The sequence below is a fragment of the Phycicoccus avicenniae genome, from assembly GCF_050496545.1.
Taxonomy (GTDB): domain Bacteria; phylum Actinomycetota; class Actinomycetes; order Actinomycetales; family Dermatophilaceae; genus Phycicoccus; species Phycicoccus avicenniae_A.
In genome coordinates, this window is sequence record NZ_JBNVZV010000003.1 from 90438 (window position 1) to 107386 (window position 16949).

The 16949-nt window shown below is 75.5% G+C and carries 20 protein-coding genes; 6 read left to right on the forward strand and 14 right to left on the reverse strand.

Annotated features, from left to right (window positions below; translation table 11 throughout):
• Window positions 1–22: 22 nt before the first annotated feature.
• Window positions 23–1264, reverse strand: a complete 1242-nt coding sequence (locus tag ACQZ2A_RS03625; RefSeq protein WP_430207227.1) for an MFS transporter — start codon at window positions 1262–1264, stop codon at window positions 23–25.
• Between the two features lie 60 nt (window positions 1265–1324).
• Here ACQZ2A_RS03625 and ACQZ2A_RS03630 point away from each other — a divergent pair, with 60 nt between their 5' ends.
• Complete coding sequence (locus ACQZ2A_RS03630) at window positions 1325–1903, forward strand: ArsR/SmtB family transcription factor (RefSeq protein ID WP_430207228.1); 579 nt, start codon at window positions 1325–1327, stop codon at window positions 1901–1903.
• A gap of 82 nt (window positions 1904–1985) precedes the next feature.
• Here ACQZ2A_RS03630 and ACQZ2A_RS03635 read toward each other — a convergent pair whose 3' ends face one another.
• The 4 genes from ACQZ2A_RS03635 to ACQZ2A_RS03650 all read right to left on the reverse strand — a co-directional run bounded on the left by ACQZ2A_RS03635 (window position 1986) and on the right by ACQZ2A_RS03650 (window position 4381).
• Window positions 1986–2357 (reverse strand): DUF6636 domain-containing protein, encoded by a 372-nt coding sequence (locus ACQZ2A_RS03635; protein WP_430207230.1) that lies wholly within the window; start codon window positions 2355–2357, stop codon window positions 1986–1988.
• Window positions 2358–2548: 191 nt separating this feature from the next.
• Complete coding sequence (locus ACQZ2A_RS03640) at window positions 2549–3229, reverse strand: LemA family protein (protein ID WP_430207232.1); 681 nt, start codon at window positions 3227–3229, stop codon at window positions 2549–2551.
• 60 nt (window positions 3230–3289) lie between these two features.
• Entirely contained in the window at window positions 3290–3844 is a 555-nt protein-coding gene (gene pyrE / locus ACQZ2A_RS03645; RefSeq protein WP_430207233.1) for an orotate phosphoribosyltransferase, read from the reverse strand.
• Window positions 3845–3895: 51 nt separating this feature from the next.
• Window positions 3896–4381, reverse strand: a complete 486-nt coding sequence (locus tag ACQZ2A_RS03650; protein ID WP_430207235.1) for a hypothetical protein — start codon at window positions 4379–4381, stop codon at window positions 3896–3898.
• Between the two features lie 87 nt (window positions 4382–4468).
• On the opposite strand from ACQZ2A_RS03650, the gene ACQZ2A_RS03655 reads away from it, so the two are divergent.
• Entirely contained in the window at window positions 4469–4663 is a 195-nt protein-coding gene (locus tag ACQZ2A_RS03655; RefSeq protein ID WP_430207237.1) for a hypothetical protein, read from the forward strand.
• 75 nt (window positions 4664–4738) lie between these two features.
• Here ACQZ2A_RS03655 and ACQZ2A_RS03660 read toward each other — a convergent pair whose 3' ends face one another.
• The 3 genes from ACQZ2A_RS03660 to ACQZ2A_RS03670 all read right to left on the reverse strand — a co-directional run bounded on the left by ACQZ2A_RS03660 (window position 4739) and on the right by ACQZ2A_RS03670 (window position 6932).
• Window positions 4739–5185 (reverse strand): hypothetical protein, encoded by a 447-nt coding sequence (locus ACQZ2A_RS03660; RefSeq protein WP_430207239.1) that lies wholly within the window; start codon window positions 5183–5185, stop codon window positions 4739–4741.
• A gap of 85 nt (window positions 5186–5270) precedes the next feature.
• Window positions 5271–6044, reverse strand: a complete 774-nt coding sequence (locus ACQZ2A_RS03665; RefSeq protein ID WP_430207240.1) for an SDR family NAD(P)-dependent oxidoreductase — start codon at window positions 6042–6044, stop codon at window positions 5271–5273.
• A gap of 9 nt (window positions 6045–6053) precedes the next feature.
• Window positions 6054–6932 carry an alpha/beta fold hydrolase gene (locus ACQZ2A_RS03670; RefSeq protein WP_430207241.1) on the reverse strand — a complete coding sequence of 293 codons (879 nt, stop codon included), beginning with the start codon at window positions 6930–6932 and terminating at the stop codon, window positions 6054–6056.
• 52 nt (window positions 6933–6984) lie between these two features.
• On the opposite strand from ACQZ2A_RS03670, the gene ACQZ2A_RS03675 reads away from it, so the two are divergent.
• Both ACQZ2A_RS03675 and ACQZ2A_RS03680 read left to right on the forward strand, forming a co-directional pair.
• Complete coding sequence (locus tag ACQZ2A_RS03675) at window positions 6985–7764, forward strand: exodeoxyribonuclease III (RefSeq protein WP_430207242.1); 780 nt, start codon at window positions 6985–6987, stop codon at window positions 7762–7764.
• A gap of 71 nt (window positions 7765–7835) precedes the next feature.
• The gene (locus ACQZ2A_RS03680) at window positions 7836–8249 is read left to right on the forward strand and encodes a hypothetical protein (protein ID WP_430207244.1); all 414 of its coding nucleotides are present in this window, start codon (window positions 7836–7838) and stop codon (window positions 8247–8249) included.
• Between the two features lie 9 nt (window positions 8250–8258).
• Here the strand turns inward: ACQZ2A_RS03680 and ACQZ2A_RS03685 are convergent, their stop codons facing one another.
• The 6 genes from ACQZ2A_RS03685 to ACQZ2A_RS03710 all read right to left on the reverse strand — a co-directional run bounded on the left by ACQZ2A_RS03685 (window position 8259) and on the right by ACQZ2A_RS03710 (window position 14927).
• The gene (locus ACQZ2A_RS03685) at window positions 8259–9071 is read right to left on the reverse strand and encodes an Fpg/Nei family DNA glycosylase (RefSeq protein ID WP_430207246.1); all 813 of its coding nucleotides are present in this window, start codon (window positions 9069–9071) and stop codon (window positions 8259–8261) included.
• Between the two features lie 7 nt (window positions 9072–9078).
• Window positions 9079–9588, reverse strand: coding sequence for a mycothiol transferase (locus ACQZ2A_RS03690; RefSeq protein WP_430207248.1), 510 nt, complete (start codon window positions 9586–9588; stop codon window positions 9079–9081).
• Window positions 9589–9597: 9 nt separating this feature from the next.
• Complete coding sequence (locus ACQZ2A_RS03695; RefSeq protein WP_430207250.1) at window positions 9598–11271, reverse strand: MFS transporter; 1674 nt, start codon at window positions 11269–11271, stop codon at window positions 9598–9600.
• Window positions 11252–11944, reverse strand: coding sequence for an LppX_LprAFG lipoprotein (locus ACQZ2A_RS03700; protein WP_430207252.1), 693 nt, complete (start codon window positions 11942–11944; stop codon window positions 11252–11254). The genes ACQZ2A_RS03695 and ACQZ2A_RS03700 overlap by 20 nt, the downstream gene beginning before the upstream one ends.
• 35 nt (window positions 11945–11979) lie before the next feature.
• A complete protein-coding gene (gene clpB / locus ACQZ2A_RS03705) occupies window positions 11980–14547 on the reverse strand; it encodes an ATP-dependent chaperone ClpB (RefSeq protein WP_430207254.1) in 2568 nt (855 codons plus the stop codon).
• A 113-nt stretch (window positions 14548–14660) separates the two neighbouring features.
• Window positions 14661–14927 carry a ribonuclease E inhibitor RraB gene (locus ACQZ2A_RS03710; protein WP_430207256.1) on the reverse strand — a complete coding sequence of 89 codons (267 nt, stop codon included), beginning with the start codon at window positions 14925–14927 and terminating at the stop codon, window positions 14661–14663.
• 78 nt (window positions 14928–15005) lie between these two features.
• Here ACQZ2A_RS03710 and ACQZ2A_RS03715 point away from each other — a divergent pair, with 78 nt between their 5' ends.
• Window positions 15006–15809 carry a TspO/MBR family protein gene (locus tag ACQZ2A_RS03715; protein WP_430207258.1) on the forward strand — a complete coding sequence of 268 codons (804 nt, stop codon included), beginning with the start codon at window positions 15006–15008 and terminating at the stop codon, window positions 15807–15809.
• 72 nt (window positions 15810–15881) lie between these two features.
• Complete coding sequence (locus ACQZ2A_RS03720; RefSeq protein WP_430207260.1) at window positions 15882–16889, forward strand: hypothetical protein; 1008 nt, start codon at window positions 15882–15884, stop codon at window positions 16887–16889.
• The last annotated feature ends 60 nt before the right edge of the window (window positions 16890–16949 follow it).

Sequence of the window (16949 nt, forward strand, 5' to 3'; positions counted from 1 at the left end):
GAGACCGCGAGAAGGGCCGACATCACCTCGACCCGGCCGGCACCGGCGCGGCGGAGCCGAGGCGGGCCCGGTGGACGCGCCAGGCCGCGACCGCCGCGAGGACGAGGGTGCCGACGCCGGCCACGAGGTAGGCCGCGCGCGGTCCGGCCAGCGTGCCGACGGCCCCGCCGAGGACGAGGGCCACCGCCCCGGCCGCCCGGGAGAGGCCGCTGACGAGGGCCACGACGGCACCACGGTGGTCGGGCTCCAGCTCGTCGAGCAGCAGCCCGAACACCAGCGCGTTGACGACGCCCAGGACGATGCCGAGCCCCGCCCCCAGCGCGAGGTAGGTGAGGTAGCCCGGCGCCACCGACTGGCCGGCCTGACCGAGGCCGATGAGCGCGATCGCGACCAGCACGAGCCGCACCCGCGCCGTCCGGGTCGTTGCCGCGCCCGAGGCCAGCGCGCCCAGGACCGCCGCCGCACCGTGCACCGCCTCGGCCAGCCCGAACTGGGCCGGGCTCGCGCCGAGCACGTCACGCAGCATGAAGACCTCGACGGCGTTGACCGACTCGAGGGTCACGACGACCGGCAGCAGCGCGAGGACGAGCACGGCCAGCACCGGGTCGGACCGCAGCGCGGTGACGCCGTCGCGCGGGAGCAGGTGGGCCCGCCACCCGGGCCGGCTCGTGGGGGCGTCGGCCGGGAGGGACCGGGCGGCCCGGCCGAGGGTCAGCGCCGCGCCGGCGAGGACGAGGAAGGTCGCCGCGTCGAGCAGCAGGGCCGCGGACGGGCCGCGCCACTGGACGAGGACGCCGCCGAGCCCCGCTCCGGCCGGGCCGGCCACCCCCCGCAGCGCCTGCTGGAGCGCGACGACCCGCCCGGACGTGCCGGCCGGGACGAGGCGGGGCACGACCGCCGTCCACGCCGGGTTGCCGAGGGCGAAGGCGGTCTGCAGCACGAGGACGAGCAGGAGGGTCGCCACCAACCCGTCGACCGCGGCGAGGGCGAGGGCCGCGAGCGCCTGCACCAACCCCGTGACGGCGAGGAGGCGGCGGGGGTCGGCCCGGTCGGCGAGCGCGCCGGCGAGGCCCATCGTCAGGACCACCGGCAGCGCGAAGGCCCCCAGGAGCAGCGCGACCGCCCAGGGCCCGACGCCGCCGTCGTGGACCCGCAGGAGCAGGGCGACCATCGCCGCCGAGTCCCCCGCGACGCTCACGGCCGCCGCGAGGAGCACGGTCCGCACGGCGGGGACGCCCAGCACCTCCCGGTAGTTCCGAAGCATCTGTTTCACACTTGTGAAGGTAACGCTTCAGATCGGTCGCCGTCAACTAGCATCGGGGCCATGGCCGTGCCCGACACCCCGTCCGAGCTGCGGATCACCGACCCCCGCGCCCTGCGGGCCCTCGCCCACCCCGCGCGCCAGCGCGTCATCACCGAGCTGTTCTCCGGCGAGGTGCTCACGGCCACCGAGGCCGCGCGGCTCTGCGACCTCACCCCGTCCGCGATGAGCTACCACCTGCGCGCGCTGGAGAAGTGGGGCATCGTCGAGCGCGACGAGAGCACGGACGGTCGCGAACGGCCTTGGCGGGCAACGGCATCGGCCATCAACGTCACGCCGGAGGCGCACCGCGGAGCCGGTACGGAGACCAGCCGCGCCTCCGTGCACACGTGGTTCTCCGACCTCGACGCCGACCTCGACCGGCTCGTCGACGCGGTCGGCGACGGCGAGACGCACGGCATGACCTCACGAGGACGGTTGTGGCTCACCGATGCCGAGGAGCGCACGCTGCGGGAGGACCTGCACGCGGTCCTGCGCCGGCATCGCGGGCGAACACGCCGCGAGCACCCCGAGGGCGCCCGGGCCTACAACGTCTACGGGCTCGTGCTCCCCGCCGGGGACGCCGAGACGCAGGAGCCCTGACCGCGGCGCCTCACCGGGTCGGCCGGCCCGGACAGTACCGCCCGCCGGGCCGTCGAGACCTCGGCTCGGAGGCGACCGGGTGTCAGAAGGGCCGATATGCCTCGCGGGCCAGCTCGAACCCGTGCCCTGACCGCACGTTCCAGCAGGTGAGCCCCGTGCGTCGGCTGAGGCACCGGAAGTCACCCACCACGCTGACCGTGTCGTACTCGAGGGTGCTGCGCTCGGGGTGGAGGACCGCGGGCGGGGGGTCACCGCGGCAGGCGCCCATCGTCGGACCGTCGGGGGGGGCCAGCGTGACCTCGTTCGCGGCCCAGTCGACGTCGCATGGCTCGGTGGGGGTCGGGAGCGGGAAGTCGGCGGTCGCGATGACGCAGTCGAGGAGCTGCTCGTCGCCCTCCCCCTCGACGGAGCACTGGATGTTGCCCGACGGCGTCTCGAAGGCGGTCACCGCCACCCGCCGGGCGTCCCCCGGGTCGGGGACGGACGGGGGCGGCGACGAGGACGGGGGTGCCGCGGGCGTCGACGAGGCTGGCGCCGTCGTCACCGTGGACGTGGCGGGGGCCGGGGGACCGGGATCGCAGGCCGCCAGGCCCGTCGCGGCAGCGAGGACGAACAGGATGCACCGTCCTCCCCCGCGTCGCACGGTTAGCCCTGCGCGCCCGGTCCGGCCGCTGGTGGCGCCGAGGGAGGCGACGAACCGGCCTCGGGCGCAGTCGAACCCGCACCCGGGGTCTGGGCACCGCTCGGCGGCGGGATGGGGGTCTCGCGCTGGCCGAAGTCGACCTTCGGGGCCTCGCGCTGCTCGCCGACGGCCTCGAAGTACTCGGCCCGCTCGATCGTGAAGAGGTTGGCGACGATGTTCGTCGGCACCGTCTCGACCTTGGTGTTCAGGTCGCGGACGGTCGCGTTGTAGTAGCGCCGGGCCGAGGCGATGCGGTCCTCGGTGGAGGTCAGCTCGGCCTGCAGCGCGAGGAAGTTCTCGTTCGCCTTCAGGTCGGGGTAGGCCTCGGCGACGGCGATGAGCCGGCCGAGCGCCTGGCTCAGCATGTTCTCGCTCTCGGCCTGCTGGGCCGGCGACTGGCCGGGCGACATCGCCTGTGCGCGAGCCGAGATGACGTCCTCGAGCGTGCCGCGCTCGTGCGCCGCGTACCCCTTGACGGTCTCGACGAGGTTGCCGATGAGGTCGTGCCGGCGGGTCAGCTCGACGTCGATCTGGCGCCACGCCTCCTGCACGAGGTTGCGCAGCTTGATGAGCCCGTTGTAGGCGGCCACCGCCCACAGCACGAGGGCGAGCACGATGACGACGACGACGATGGTGGCGATCACGAGCGGTCCTCCGGTGGCTGGTGGTGGGGTCGATCGTAGGGCGTGGCGCGCCGGCCCGCCTCAGGCCAGGCCGAGGTCCCCGAGCGAGAAGACGTGCCGGTACTTGAGCCCGGCCTCGGCGAACTTCTCGGCCGCACCGGTGGCGCGGTCCGCGATGGTCGCGACGGCGACGACCGTGGCACCCGCCTCCTGTGCGGCCTGCGCGGCGTCGAGCGGCGAGGCGCCCGTGGTGGAGGTGTCCTCGACGACGAGCACGCGGCGCCCGGCGATCGACGGGCCCTCGATGCGCTGCTGCAGTCCGTGCGCCTTGCCCGCCTTGCGGACGACGAACGCGTCCAGCCGCCCACCGGCCGCGGCGCGCGCGTGGAGCATCGAGGTGGCGACGGGGTCGGCGCCGAGGGTCAGGCCGCCGACCGCGTCGAAGTCGAGGTCGGCGACGAGGTCGAGCATCACCCGGCCGACGAGCGGGCTCGCCTCACCGTCGAGGGTGATGCGGCGCAGGTCGACGTAGTAGTCGGCCTCCTTGCCCGAGGAGAGGGTGACGCGGCCGTGGACCACGGCCTTGTCGCGCACGATGTCGAGGAGGCGGGCACGGTCGGCGGCGATGTCGGTCACGGCCCCCACCGTAGGGGCTCCCCGCGGCCGCCGGGCGAGCGCGTCCGCCGCTCAGGGACGGCGGCGCGGCGGCGTGGTGCCGAAGAAGGCTGCGCCGAGGTCGGTGGAGACCACGCCGGTGCCCCACTCCCCGCCCCAGCCGACGCCGCCGCGCACGAGCGGCTCGTCGTCGGGCTCCGGGTCGGGGTCGGTGCCGTCCCAGACGTCGCCGCCGACGGCGAGGGTCCGGCCGGTGGGGCTGCTGACGACCGCCCGCGCGAGCACCCGGAGCAGGTCGGGGCGCAGCCCGTCGAGCAGGACGCGGGGGCGCCGGCGCTCGGCGAGCACGAGCAGCCGGGCGACCTCGTGGACGTCGTCGGGGTGCAGCCGCGTGCCGGTGAGGAGCAGCCGCTGCACCTCGGCGAGGAGCAGCCCGCGGGCCGCGGACCCCAGCGCGGTCAGGGCGTGGCGGTGCGCCGTCTCCTGCCAGTCGACAGGGCCGGTGCGCAGCAGGTGGCGGTACTCGCGGAGCACCGCCGTCTCGGCGGCGGGTCGCACCCTCCCGAGGGTACGTCCGGGCCGCGGGAACCGGAAGGTCCGAGGCGCCGTCGGACCCCCGCACCACCGACCCCGGAGGAGACCGCGATGACCCAGCCCGTCCCGTCCCAGGCCCCCGAGCTGCGCTGCCCGCTCTGTGCGTGCACCGACTTCCAGCGCGAGGAGTCGCGCCAGGAGTCGCGGTGGGGCTTCACCTCCCACCGGATGACGCTGCTCGTCTGCCGGCGCTGCCGCTACGTCCTGCACTTCTACGACGCCCACTCGATCTTCGACGTCGACTGACGACGCACCGGGCGCACGACGACGGGCCGGCCGCGGAGGGGCGGCCGGCCCGCTGCGTCCGTCGACGGCTCCGGCTCAGCCGGCGGCGGCGTCCATCAGGCGCTCGGCGGCGGCACCGAGCGCCTCCTGCACCTCCGGGTCGTGGTCGTACTGGGCCGCGAGGCCGGCTGCGGTGACGGCGGCGGCCGCGAGCACCTGGCCGTCGTCCCACCCGCGCGGGGGCTTCGGGCGCGGCCAGCGGCGCGGCCACCCGGTGCCGCACCAGTCGTCGATCTCCTCGAGCATCGCGCGCGCCCCACCGCCGTCGCGCCCCCCGACGATGATGATCGAGCTGTAGACGATGCCGCGCATCAGGTCCGCGCCGACCTCGGCCTCGACCGGCGGCAGCGGCTGCGGGTTGAGCGCGACGGCGTCGCCGCGACGCGCGGCGCCCGCGAGCACCGGGCCGTGCGGGATGACGGCGTCCCACGCGCGCGGCGGGATGAGACCGAGCTTCGCGAGCGCCTTCCAGTTCCGAGCCATGGGGGTTCTCCTCGTCCGGGGTCCCGCGAGGTGCGGGGTCACCGGGGAGGAGCGCCGGGCACCGGCGGGTGATACGCCGGCCGGCTCAGCGGCGCCGCAGGGCCTCGACGACCCGGGCGGCGCCACCGCGCACGAGCGGGCGGGGCATCGCCCGGACGAGCGTCGAGAGCACCTTCCACTGTGGGCCCGGCACCGAGACGACCTTCCCGGCCGCGGCGTCGGCCAGCCCCTGGCGGGCCACCTCGTCGGCGTCGAGCCACATCCCGCGCGGCACCCCGGGCAGCCGCATCCGCGCGCGCTCGTGGAACTCGCTGCGGGTCAGGCCGGGGCACACGGCCGTCACGGTGACGCCGGAGCCGCGCAGCTGACCCGCGAGCGCCTCGCTGAACACCGTGACGAAGGACTTCTCGGCGGCGTAGGTCCCGTTCGCCATGAACGAGGCGACCGAGCTGATGTTGACGATGCTCCCCCGGCCGCGCCCGCGCATCGCGCGCCCGGCGGCGTGGCTCGTGAGGAGGACCGCCCGCACCATCACGTCCAGCGCGGCCTCCTCCTGCGCGAGGTCGTTGTCGAGGAAGGGCCGGTGCAGGCCGAAGCCGGCGTTGTTCACCAGGACCTCGACCGGACGGGCCTCGTCGGCGAGCCGCCGGCAGACGTCGTCGGTCTGCGCCCGGTCGGCGAGGTCGGCGACGAGCACCTCGACCCCGACGCCGTGGGCCTGCCGCAGCTCGTCGGCGAGGCGCTCGAGGCGGGCGCGGTCGCGGGCCACGAGGACGACGTCGTGGCCGTCGTGGGCCAGGCGCTGCGCGAACGCGCGGCCGATGCCGGCCGAGGCGCCGGTGACGAGGGCGGTGCTCATCCGGGAACGCTAACCGGCGAGCCATCCGTCGAGGGCCTCGAGGACCTCGGCCGGCGCCTCCTCGGCGCAGAAGTGGCCGCCGGGGACCGCGTGGCCGGCGACGTCGTCGGCGTACCCGCGCCAGACGTCGAGGACGTCGTAGGTGCGGGCGACGAAGCCGCGCTCGCCCCAGAGCGCGAGCAGCGGCGCGGCCACCCGCTCGCCGGCGGCACGGCTCGCGCGGTCGTGCTCGAGGTCGATGCCGAGCGCGGCGCGGTAGTCCTCGCAGCTCGCGTGCACGGTCCCGGGCGTGAAGCAGCGGACGTACTCGGCCACGGCTTCCTCGTCGGGCGCGTGCCCGGGCGCCGACCACCGCCGGAGCTTCTCCCGGAGGAACCACTCGGGGTCGGTGCCGATGAGCCGCTCGGGCAGCCCGTCGGGCTGGGCGAGGAAGAACCAGTGGTAGTAGCCGGTCGCGAAGGCGGCGTCGGTGTGCTCGACCATGTGCAGCGTCGGCACGATGTCGAGGACGGCGAGCCGCTCGACCGCCTCCGGGTGGTCCAGCGCCAGCCGGTGCCCGACCCGGGCGCCGCGGTCGTGGCCGACGACGGCGAACCGGTCGTGGCCGAGCGCGGCCATCACCTCGAGCACGTCCTGCGCCATCGCGCGCTTGGCGTAGCCGGCGTGGTCGGGGCCACCGGGCGGGGTGCTGCTGTCGCCGTAGCCGCGCAGGTCGGGGGCGACGACGGTGTGCCGGCGGGCGAGCGCGGGGGCGACGCGGTCCCAGAGGCGGTGGGTCTGCGGGTAGCCGTGGAGGAGGACGACCGGCGGGCCCTCGCCGCTCACGGCGACGTGGATCCGCGCCCCGTCCGTGTCGACGTCCGTCGTGCGCACCGCCGCTGCGTCCATCACCCGATCCTCACACCCGGGGCCGTCGGAGGTGCTCGTTAGGGTTGGCGGCGTGCGCATCGCCACCTGGAACGTCAACTCCATCCGCTCCCGCATCGACCGCGTCGAGGCCTGGCTCCAGCGCACCGACGTCGACGTGCTCGCCATGCAGGAGACCAAGGCCCGCGAGGACCAGTTCCCGTTCGACCGCTTCGAGGCGCTCGGCTACGAGGTCGCCCACCACGGGCTGAACCAGTGGAACGGCGTCGCGGTCCTGTCGCGGGTGGGGCTCACGGACGTGCAGGTCGGCTTCGACGGCGACCCCGGATGGGGCGAGCCGCTCGCGCCCGAGGCGCGCGCCATCGGAGCGACCTGCGGCGGCGTGCGGTTCTGGTCGGTGTACGTGCCGAACGGCCGCGCCCTCGAGGACCCGCACATGGCCTACAAGCTGGCCTGGCTCGGGCAGCTGCGGGACCGCGCCGTCGAGTGGGCCGCCGACGGCACGCCGGTCGCCCTCTGCGGGGACTGGAACATCGCGCCGCAGGACGAGGACGTCTGGTCGATGGAGTATTACCTCGACAAGTCCCACGTCAGCCCGCCCGAGCGCGCCGCGTTCCACGCGTTCCTCGAGGCCGGGTTCGTCGACGTCGTGCGCCCGCACACCCCCGGCGCCTACACGTACTGGGACTACCAGCGCCTCGCGTTCCCCAAGAAGCGCGGGATGCGCATCGACTTCGTGCTCGGCTCGCCGTCGTTCGCGGCCCGCGTGGCCGGCGCGGCCATCGACCGCGAGGAGCGCAAGGGCACCGGCGCCAGCGACCACGCCCCGGTCGTCGTCGAGCTCGACGCCTGAGCGGGGCCCGGGCGTCGAACGTCCGGCCGCGGGGGCTGACGGACGTCGGGGGTCGGGGTTACCGTGCCGGGATGACCCGTCCGCCCCACGAGAACGTCGCGACGGTCCTCGTCGACCCGGCGGTGCTCGCTGCCCTCGAGGTGAGCCTGATGCACCTCGACCTGCGGGTGTGGCCGATGGCGACGGCACCGATCTGCGAGGACGGCCCGCGCCAGGCGTTCCAGTACCGCCGGCGGGTCGTGGAGGCACGCCGCGGGGCCTGGGACGACGCCGCCGACTGGGTGCCGGCGTGGATCTCCTTCGGCGGCTCCTGGCGCCAGGGCGCCGAGCCGCTGCCGTGGGCGGCGCACGCCGCGTTGTGGGACGAGCTGGCGCGCTGGGGGTCGCACGTGCGCTACCGCAAGTGCCTCACCGGGGTCGCGCCCCTGCCGGTGCCGGTCGGCGTCGACGGCGAGGGGTCGGGCCCGAGCCTGCGCCACGCCTGAGGCACCGCCTCAGACCTGCTCGCGGGGGCAGAACCAGGTCGTGCGGCCGCCCACCGTGGCGCGGCGCATCTCGGCCCCGCAGCGCGGGCAGTGCCCGTCGGCGCCCCGGTGCGGCACGACCTCGAGCGTGTGCACCCCGCCCTGCCGCACCGCGGTGCGCACCGCCGAGCGCAGCCTCCGCCGCAGCCCGTCGAGCTCCTCGACGGTCAGCTCTCCCGCCGGCCGCCGCGGGTCGAGCCGGGCCTGCCAGAGCACCTCGTCGGCGAGCAGGTTCCCCACCCCCGCGATGGTGGTCTGGTCGAGCAGCCGGGCCTTGAGCGGCAGCCGCCCCCGCCCGACCCGCTCGCGGAACTCCTCGCGCCCCACCTCCGCGGCGTCGGGTCCGAGCGCGTCGACGTCGGGGTCCAGCCGCACCCGGCCGAGCCGGCGCGGGTCGAGGAGGCGCAGCATCCCGCCGTCCTCGAAGACCAGCGAGAAGCGGAACCAGACCTCCCGGCGGCGGCTCGGGTCGGCGCGCCGGCCGGTGCCCTGGTAGTCCCCACCCTCGGCCACGCCACCGGGACCGCTGACGAGGATGCGCCCGCTCATCCCGAGGTGGATGCCGAGGGTCGGCGCCGCGACGCCCGACACCTCGCACCACATCGACTTCCCCCGCCGGTGCGCCGCCGTCAGGTGCCGGCCGACGAGGGCGTCGCGGATCTCGCCGGGCCGGTGCGGCCGGCACTCCCAGGTGTCGGAGTCGTCGACGTCGACGACGGTGCGCTGCAGGCCCGCCCGTTCGATGACGGCGCGGGCGGACTCGACCTCGGGAAGCTCGGGCATCCGCCGGTCAGCCGCGGGTGAGGATGCCCGCGGCGTACGACGCCTGGCCCACGTGCTGGGTGGCGTCGTTGAGCGCGCTGACGAGGCGCACGGCCAGGGTGACCGGCGGGTCCCAGTCCTCGTCGACGACCCGGTCGAGCTCGGCATCGGTGACCGTTCCGAGGGCGTCGGCGACGAGGGCGTGCGTGGCGTCGAAGTAGCCGCGCAGGTCGGCCGCGGAGGCGCGGACCGCGAGGACGTCGTCGTACGACATGCCGTACCCGTGGGCGCTGGCCGGGAAGGGCAGCCCGAACCGGTCGAACCAGCCGTCGCTCGTCCACGCGACGTCGCGGTCGAAGGCGTCGGCGACGTGGGTGTCGAGGACGCGGGTCAGGTGCCAGATCAGCCAGGCGACGGTGTTGGCGCCCTCGGCCGGCGGCTCGGCGAGCCGCTCCTCGGGGGTGTCCTCGAGCAGCCCGTGCACGGTCTCTCGCACGCGGTCGAGGGTGTCGAGGAGGAGGTCGCTCGTGGTGGCCATGGGCCGACGCTACCCGCGGGCGGCGAGGGCGAACCCCTCCGGCCGGGAGGCGTCCGGGCGGTGGGCGGCCCGGCCGAGGGTGAGCGCCAGCAGGGCTCCGAGCGCCGCGGCGCCGGCCGCCCCGCGGAAGACGGACGACACCTGGACGACGGCCGCCTCCCGCAGCGCGTCGGTGTCGGTGGGGTCGGGCAGCGCGGCGACCGCGCCGTAGTACGCGTGCAGCCCGACGGCGGTGAGCAGCGCGAGCCCGACGACCATCCCGACCATCCGGGCGACGACGACGAGGGCCGAGGCGGTTCCGTGCGTCTCCTCGGAGGACTCCGCGAGCGCGGCGTCGTTGACGGGCGCCAGGGCCAGGCCTATGCCGAGGCCCGTCACGGCGAGCACGAGCGTCGAGGTCCACTGCTCGAGCGACCCGCTGCCCCACGTCGACATCACCGCGAGTCCCGTTGCCGTGAGGGCCAGTCCGACACCGGCGATGATGCCCGCGCCGACCCGGCGCAGCAGCCAGCCACCGGCCAGCGCGCCGACGGGCACGGCCACGAGGAAGCGGACGAGCACGAGCGCCGCCTCCCCCTGGTCGGTGGTGTGGACGAGCCGGGCGAGCAGCGGCACGTCGACGACGACCGCGACGAGCGCGACCCCGACGAGCAGCGAGACGCCGAGGGCGCGCACCAGCCGGCCGCGGACGAGCCCCCGGGGCACGAGCGGCGCCACCGCGCGGCGGTGGTGGACGAGGTAGGCGAGCACCAGGAGGACGGCCACCGGGAGGAGCGCGTAGCCGAGCGGCCCGACGACCTCGCGCTCGGGCTCGGCGGCGGCGAAGGTGAGGACGACGCATCCGAGCGCCCCGCCGACGAGCGCGGCCCCGAGCAGGTCGACCCGCCGCAGCGCCGCCCAACGGCCGTGCATCACGGCGGCGAGCGCCAGGACCGTGAGCACCACCGCCACCCCACCGACGGGCGTCGCCAGCCGCGAGGTCGCGTCGCCGAAGGGGACGAAGGGCACCCCCAGCTCGACGCTCGTCGCCAGCGACTCCGGCGCCGCCAGCGCGAGCCATCCGGTGGCCACGGCCAGCGCACCGAGCACGGTCGGCAGCACGCGCGGGCGCCGCACCCCGCCCCCGCCGGTGACGACCACGGCCACCGCGAGCACCACCCCGGCGAGCGCCCCGACCCAGAAGATGGCGCGCCAGTCGGCGACGACGAGCACCGCCGCCCCCAGCACCGGCCCGAGCACCGACCCCAGCTCCTGGACGGCGCCCACCACACCGAGCGGCACGCCGCGCCGCCCGGCCGGCCAGAGGTCGGCGACGAGCGCGAGGGTGGCCGGCACCAGGCCGCCGCCGCCCACGCCCTGGACCACCCGGCCCGCCACCAGCACCGGCAGCTCGACGGCGAGCGCGGTGACCATCGACCCGACGACGAAGACGGCGAGGCAGCCGAGGAGGACGCGGCGCCGGTCGACGAGGTCGGCCAGCCGCCCGACGAGGGGCAGGACCGCGACGTAACCCAGGAGGAAGCCGGAGACGATGGGGGTCGCGCGCTGGAGGGAGTCGATGCCCACGCCGACACCGCGCATCATGTCGGTGAGCGCCAGGACGACGACGTAGGTGTCGGCGGCGGCGAGCGCGACGGCGACGGAGGCCGCGCCGAGCAGCGCCCTAGGGGCGGGTGATCTCAACGGGCGAGCCGTAGTCGGTGAGGGTGAGCGTGTACGTCGACGTCGTGCCCTCGAAGAACGGGCCGACGAGGGTGGCGGTGCGGAGCTGGTCGGCCTCGGTGAGCGCGAAGGTGACCTTGTACGTGCCGGTACCGTCGCCGAGGTGGAAGAGGTCCGAGACCTCCTGCGCCGGAAGCGTTCCGGAGATCTGGGTGAGGACCTCCTTGCCGGCCCGGACCTGCCCGCCGGTCGTCGGCGACGCGGTCTTCGGCAGCAGCCCGGCGATGCCGGCGGCGGGGTCGAAGAAGGTGGCCGGGTTGGGGGCGTTGAGCGTCGAGAGGTCGAACTTCTCGAAGTCGGGGGTGAAGAGCTTGAGGTAGGCGTCCTTCCCGACGGCGATGACGTCGACCGTCGCCGCGACGCCGCGCACCGTGCCCGTGATCGTGCCCTTGAACTTCGGCTCGGCGGCGTCGACGACGCCCTGCCCCTTGGCGGCGCTCACGCCGTTCTGCGTGGCCGGGACGTCGGTGCTCGTCAGGTCGAGGGTCAGCGAGCCGGCCTTCTCGAGCGCGGTCCGGGCGGCGGCGAGGCGCTCGGCCGGGGGCTTGGCGGGCGCGTCCTCGGCGCCGCCACCACAGCCCGCGGCGAGGAGGGTGGCCGCGGCCAGGGCGGCGAGGAACGGACGGCGGCGCATGGCGGCAGGGTAACCGCCACGCGCCGCCCCGGGGATCAGGTCAGGGTGAGCCCGTCGCCCGATCCGTCGACGTCGACGCCCACGGTGTCGCCGTCGCGCACGTCGCCGGCGAGGAGAGCGGTCGCCAGGCGGTCGCCGATCTCGCGCTGGACGAGGCGGCGCAGGGGGCGGGCGCCGAACGCGGGGTCGTACCCGGTGCGGGCCAGCCAGGCCTTCGCGTCGTCGGTGACGGCGAGGTCGATCCGCCGGTCGGCGAGCCGTGCCGACAGCGCGCGCACCTGGAGGTCGACGATGTGCGCGAGCTCGTCGGTGGAGAGCGGGTCGAAGACGACCACCTCGTCGAGCCGGTTGAGGAACTCGGGCTTGAAGGCGCCACGGACCGCCGCCATCACGGCCTCGCGCCGGTCGCCCGGGTCGAGCAGCGGGTCGACGAGGTACTGCGAGCCCAGGTTCGAGGTCATCACGAGGATGACGTTGCGGAAGTCGACGGTGCGGCCCTGGCCGTCGGTGAGCCGGCCGTCGTCGAGGACCTGCAGGAGGATGTCGAAGGTCTCGGGGTGCGCCTTCTCGACCTCGTCGAGCAGCACCACCGAGTACGGGCGGCGGCGCACGGCCTCGGTGAGCTGGCCGCCCTCCTCGTACCCGACGTAGCCGGGCGGGGCGCCGATGAGCCGGGCCACCGCGTGCCGCTCCGAGTACTCGGACATGTCGAGGCGGACCATCGCCCGCTCGTCGTCGAACAGGAAGTCCGCCAACGACTTCGCGAGCTCGGTCTTGCCGACGCCGGTGGGCCCGAGGAAGAGGAAGGAGCCGGTGGGCCGGTCGGGGTCGGCGATGCCGGCGCGGCTGCGGCGGACGGCGTCGGAGACGGCACGCACGGCCTCGGCCTGGCCGATGAGCCGGGAGCCGATGATCGTCTCCATCGACAGCAGCTTCTCGGTCTCTCCCTGGAGCAGCCGCCCGGCGGGGATGCCGGTCCAGGCGGCGATGACCTCGGCGATGTCGTCGGCGCCGACCCGCTCCTTGACCATGAGGTCGTCGGCGGCGGCCGCGGACTCGGCGGCCTGGGCGGCCTCGATCTCGCGCTCGAGGGCGGGGATCTCGCCGTTCTGCAGCCGGCCGGCGGCGCCGAAGTCCCCCTCGCGGTACGCGACGCTGAACTGGGTCCGCAGGTCGTCGAGGCGGGCCTTGAGCTCGCCCACGCGGTTGAGGCCCTCCTTCTCGGCCTCCCAGCGGGCGGTCAGCGCGGCGAGCTCCTCGGTGCGGTCGGCGAGGTCGGCGCGCAGCCGCTCGAGCCGCTCGCGCGAGGCGTCGTCGGTCTCCTTGGCGAGGTGCAGCTCCTCCATCCGCAGCCGGTCGACGGCCCGGCGCAGCACGTCGATCTCGACCGGGCTGGAGTCGATCTCCATCCGCAGGCGGGACGCGGCCTCGTCGACGAGGTCGATCGCCTTGTCGGGCAGCTGTCGTCCGGTGATGTAGCGGTCCGAGAGCGAGGCCGCGGCCACGAGCGCGGAGTCCTCGATCTCGACCTTGTGGTGCGCCTCGTAGCGCTCCTTGAGGCCGCGGAGGATGGCGACGGTGTCCTCGACGGACGGCTCGCCGACGAAGACCTGCTGGAACCGGCGCTCGAGCGCGGGGTCCTTCTCGACGTGCTCGCGGTACTCGTCCAGGGTCGTGGCGCCGACGAGGCGCAGCTCGCCGCGGGCCAGCATCGGCTTGAGCATGTTGCTCGCGTCCATCGCGGACTCGCCGGTGGCGCCGGCCCCGACGACGGTGTGCAGCTCGTCGATGAACGTGACGACCTCGCCGTCCGAGCCCTTGATCTCCTCGAGGACGGCCTTGAGGCGCTCCTCGAACTCGCCGCGGTACTTGGCGCCGGCGACCATCGCGCCGAGGTCGAGGCTCACGAGCCGCTTGCCGCGCAACGACTCCGGGACGTCGCCGTCGACGATGCGCTGCGCCAGTCCCTCGACGACGGCGGTCTTGCCGACGCCGGGCTCGCCGATGAGGACGGGGTTGTTCTTGGTGCGCCGGGAGAGGACCTGGACGACCCGGCGGATCTCGTCGTCCCGGCCGATGACGGGGTCGAGCCGGCCGTCGCGGGCGGCCTGGGTGAGGTCGGTGCCGTACTGGGCCAGGGCCTCGCCGCCCTCGACGGGGGTCTCGGAGGTGACCTGGCGGCCGCCGCGCAGCTCGGTGATGCGCCGCTCCATGTCGGCGGCGCCGCGCTTCTCGACGGCCGCGAGGTGGCCGGTCTCGGCGAGCGCCAGCAGGACGAGGTCGAGGGCGAGGAAGGTGTCGCTCTTCGCGCGCATGAGGGTGTCGGCCTGCTGGAGGACGGCGACCAGGTCGCGCCCGGGGGTCGGGGTGGCCGCAGCGCCGCTCGTCCTCGGCAGGGCGCGCAGGCGGGCGTCGGCCTGCGCGAGGACGTGCGCGGCGCCGGTGCCGGCGGCGGTGAGCAGCGCGTCGGCCATCGGGGTGTCAAGGCGGACGACGGCGCTGGTGAGGTGGTCGGGGGTGATCTCGGGGTGGCCGTCGGTCTGCGCGGCCCGCTGGGCGAGGGCGAGGGCCTCGGCGACCTTCGTCGTCGGCTTCAGCTCCATGCGTGCGTGTCTCCTGGTCGTGCGGTCGGGGCGTCATCGAGGTCAACGCTCACCAAAGTTGAGTGTATTCCGCTCAGCCCTGTCGCGCGACCGGATCAGGGGACCGGCCCGGGTCAGCCGGCGGGGTCCGGGTCGTACCAGCCACCGCGCTCGTCGGCGAGGGCCGCGAACCGGTCCCGCAGCCCCTGGGCGACCGGGCGGCTCTCGTCGACGACGTTCTCCTCGCGGACGTACACGCCCCACTCGTGGTCCTCGGCGTCGTCCTCTCCGGCCAGCGCCTCGCGCACGACCCGGACGTCGTCGAAGCCGTCCTCGCGCAGGCCGTCGGCCACGTCCTCGGCGGTCTCGCGGTCGGGGAAGACGATGAGGTGCTCGGTCACGCGCCAAGTATGGACGCGCAGGCAGGCCCTGCGCGGGTGGCGCGACCGCGGCCCGGGAGCCCCCGGTAGCGTCGCCGCATGAGCGCCGCGACGACGACCTCGACCGCCCCGACCTCCGCCGACCGCCTGCGCCAGGTGGGCGTCACGCTCGCCGAGGTGTTCTGCGTCGTCGGCACGCTCGTCGGCGTCGGCGTCATCGGCACCCGCGTCGAGGAGTCCTCCGGCGGGGCGCTCGCCGCCGACGCCACCTACGTCGCGCCGGCCGGCCCCGCCTTCTCCATCTGGTCCGTGATCTACGCCGGCCTGCTCGGCTACACGGTGTGGCAGTGGCTGCCCGGGCAGGCCACCGACCGCCGGCACCGGAGCATCGGGTGGCTCGCCGCCGTCTCGATGGTGCTCAACGCCGCCTGGCTGCTCGTGACGCAGCAGTCCTGGCTGTGGGCGAGCGTCGTCGTCATCATCGCCCTCTGGGCCACGCTCGTCGTGCTCGTGCTGCGGCTCCAGGAGCACCCGTCCTACGGCACCCCCGAGACCGTGCTCGTCGACGGCACCTTCGGCCTCTACCTCGGCTGGGTGTCGGTGGCGACCTTCGCCAACATCGTGGCGACGGTCTCGGCCTCCGGGGTCGACCTCGACGGCACGGCCGGCGTCGTCGTCGCCCTCGTGGTGCTCGCCGTCGTCGCCGCGCTCGGCACCTGGCTGGCCCGGCGCCTGGGCGGCCGGTGGGCGGTCGCGGCCGCCATCGCCTGGGGCCTGGCGTGGCTGGCGTGGGGCCGGCTCACCGACGAGCCCTCGTCGGCGCTCGTGGCCCTCGGTGCGATCGCCGCCGCGGTGGTCGTCGTCACCGCCACGGCGAGGGTGCGCACCCGACGCACGGCCTGAGCAGGGTCGACGCCCGGTCAGCGGGTCTGCACCGTTTCCCCCGTTCGCGGGCCCGAGGGGGCACGGTGGGGCATGGACACGACCCAGCGCAGCACCACCGTCGCCCTCCCCCGGCCCTCGCGCCGCACCGCCGTGGCCGCCACCGCCCTCGGCGCCGCCGCCCTCCTCGTGGCCCCTGACCGCGCCGACGCCCACGGGCGCGGGCACGGCGGCCGGCTCCCCGAGACCGTCCGCCTGCCCGACGGGATCCAGCCGGAGGGCATCACCTCCGGCCCCGGCACCCGCTTCTACGTCGGCTCCCTCAACGACGGACGCATCGTCACCGGCGACCTGGCCAAGGGCTCGCGCTCGGTGCGCGTGCTCCTCCCCGGAGCCACCGGTCGCCAGCTGCGCGGCCTGCGCTGGGACGGCCGCTCCGGCCTCGTCTGGGCCGTCGGCAACGTGGGCACCGTGGCGCACGTGTGGGCCGTCGATGCCCGGCGCGGCACGGTCGTGGCCGATGTCGTCGTCCCCGGCGGCGGCTTCCTCAACGACCTCGACGTCACGCAGCGGACCGTCTGGGTCACCGACTCGCGCGTCGACCGGCTCACCGCCATCGACCTCGACCGTCGCGGCCGGCCCGCCTCCACGACACCGCGATTCGTGCCGCTCACCGGCGCGTGGCCCGGCTACGACGGCACGAACCTGGCGGCCAACGGCATCCGCGTCACCCGGGGCGTGGCCCTCCTCGACCACAGCTCCGCGGGCGGGCTCTGGGCCGCCGACCCCCGCACCGGCCGGGTCCGCGAGGTCCCGGTCTCCGGCGGCCCGGGCATCGTCGGCGGCGACGGCCTCGAGCTGCGCGGCTCGACGCTCTACGTCGTGCGCGGCAGCGGGCAGGCCGAGGTGTCGGTGCTCTCGCTGTCCTGCGGTCACCGCGGATGGGCGGCGCGCTGGCGCGGTGCCCTGACCGACCCGACCCTCGACGTGCCGTCGACGGCCACCCTGGCCGGTGGCGCGCTCTGGGCCGTCAACGCCCGCTTCGGGGTCGCCTCGCCGGCCACGGCGCGCTACTGGGTCACCCGCCTCCCGGCCCGCTGACCCGGCCGGTCCGCCCCGCCGAGATCAGGTGACACGCAGGAGGTCGAGGCAGATCGCCGG

Bases quoted from the DNA above. Each gene is read 5' to 3' on its own strand.
- ACQZ2A_RS03690 (WP_430207248.1), bottom strand. From the start codon at position 9,588: ATGGCCACCACGAGCGACCTCCTCCTCGACACCCTCGACCGCGTGCGA.
- ACQZ2A_RS03670 (WP_430207241.1), bottom strand. From the start codon at position 6,932: ATGGACGCAGCGGCGGTGCGCACGACGGACGTCGACACGGACGGGGCG.
- ACQZ2A_RS03625 (WP_430207227.1), bottom strand. From the start codon at position 1,264: ATGCTTCGGAACTACCGGGAGGTGCTGGGCGTCCCCGCCGTGCGGACC.
- clpB (WP_430207254.1), bottom strand. From the start codon at position 14,547: ATGGAGCTGAAGCCGACGACGAAGGTCGCCGAGGCCCTCGCCCTCGCC.
- ACQZ2A_RS03700 (WP_430207252.1), bottom strand. From the start codon at position 11,944: ATGCGCCGCCGTCCGTTCCTCGCCGCCCTGGCCGCGGCCACCCTCCTC.
- ACQZ2A_RS03720 (WP_430207260.1), top strand. From the start codon at position 15,882: ATGGACACGACCCAGCGCAGCACCACCGTCGCCCTCCCCCGGCCCTCG.
- ACQZ2A_RS03630 (WP_430207228.1), top strand. From the start codon at position 1,325: ATGGCCGTGCCCGACACCCCGTCCGAGCTGCGGATCACCGACCCCCGC.
- ACQZ2A_RS03655 (WP_430207237.1), top strand. From the start codon at position 4,469: ATGACCCAGCCCGTCCCGTCCCAGGCCCCCGAGCTGCGCTGCCCGCTC.
- ACQZ2A_RS03660 (WP_430207239.1), bottom strand. From the start codon at position 5,185: ATGGCTCGGAACTGGAAGGCGCTCGCGAAGCTCGGTCTCATCCCGCCG.
- ACQZ2A_RS03680 (WP_430207244.1), top strand. From the start codon at position 7,836: ATGACCCGTCCGCCCCACGAGAACGTCGCGACGGTCCTCGTCGACCCG.
- ACQZ2A_RS03715 (WP_430207258.1), top strand. From the start codon at position 15,006: ATGAGCGCCGCGACGACGACCTCGACCGCCCCGACCTCCGCCGACCGC.
- ACQZ2A_RS03665 (WP_430207240.1), bottom strand. From the start codon at position 6,044: ATGAGCACCGCCCTCGTCACCGGCGCCTCGGCCGGCATCGGCCGCGCG.
- ACQZ2A_RS03685 (WP_430207246.1), bottom strand. From the start codon at position 9,071: ATGCCCGAGCTTCCCGAGGTCGAGTCCGCCCGCGCCGTCATCGAACGG.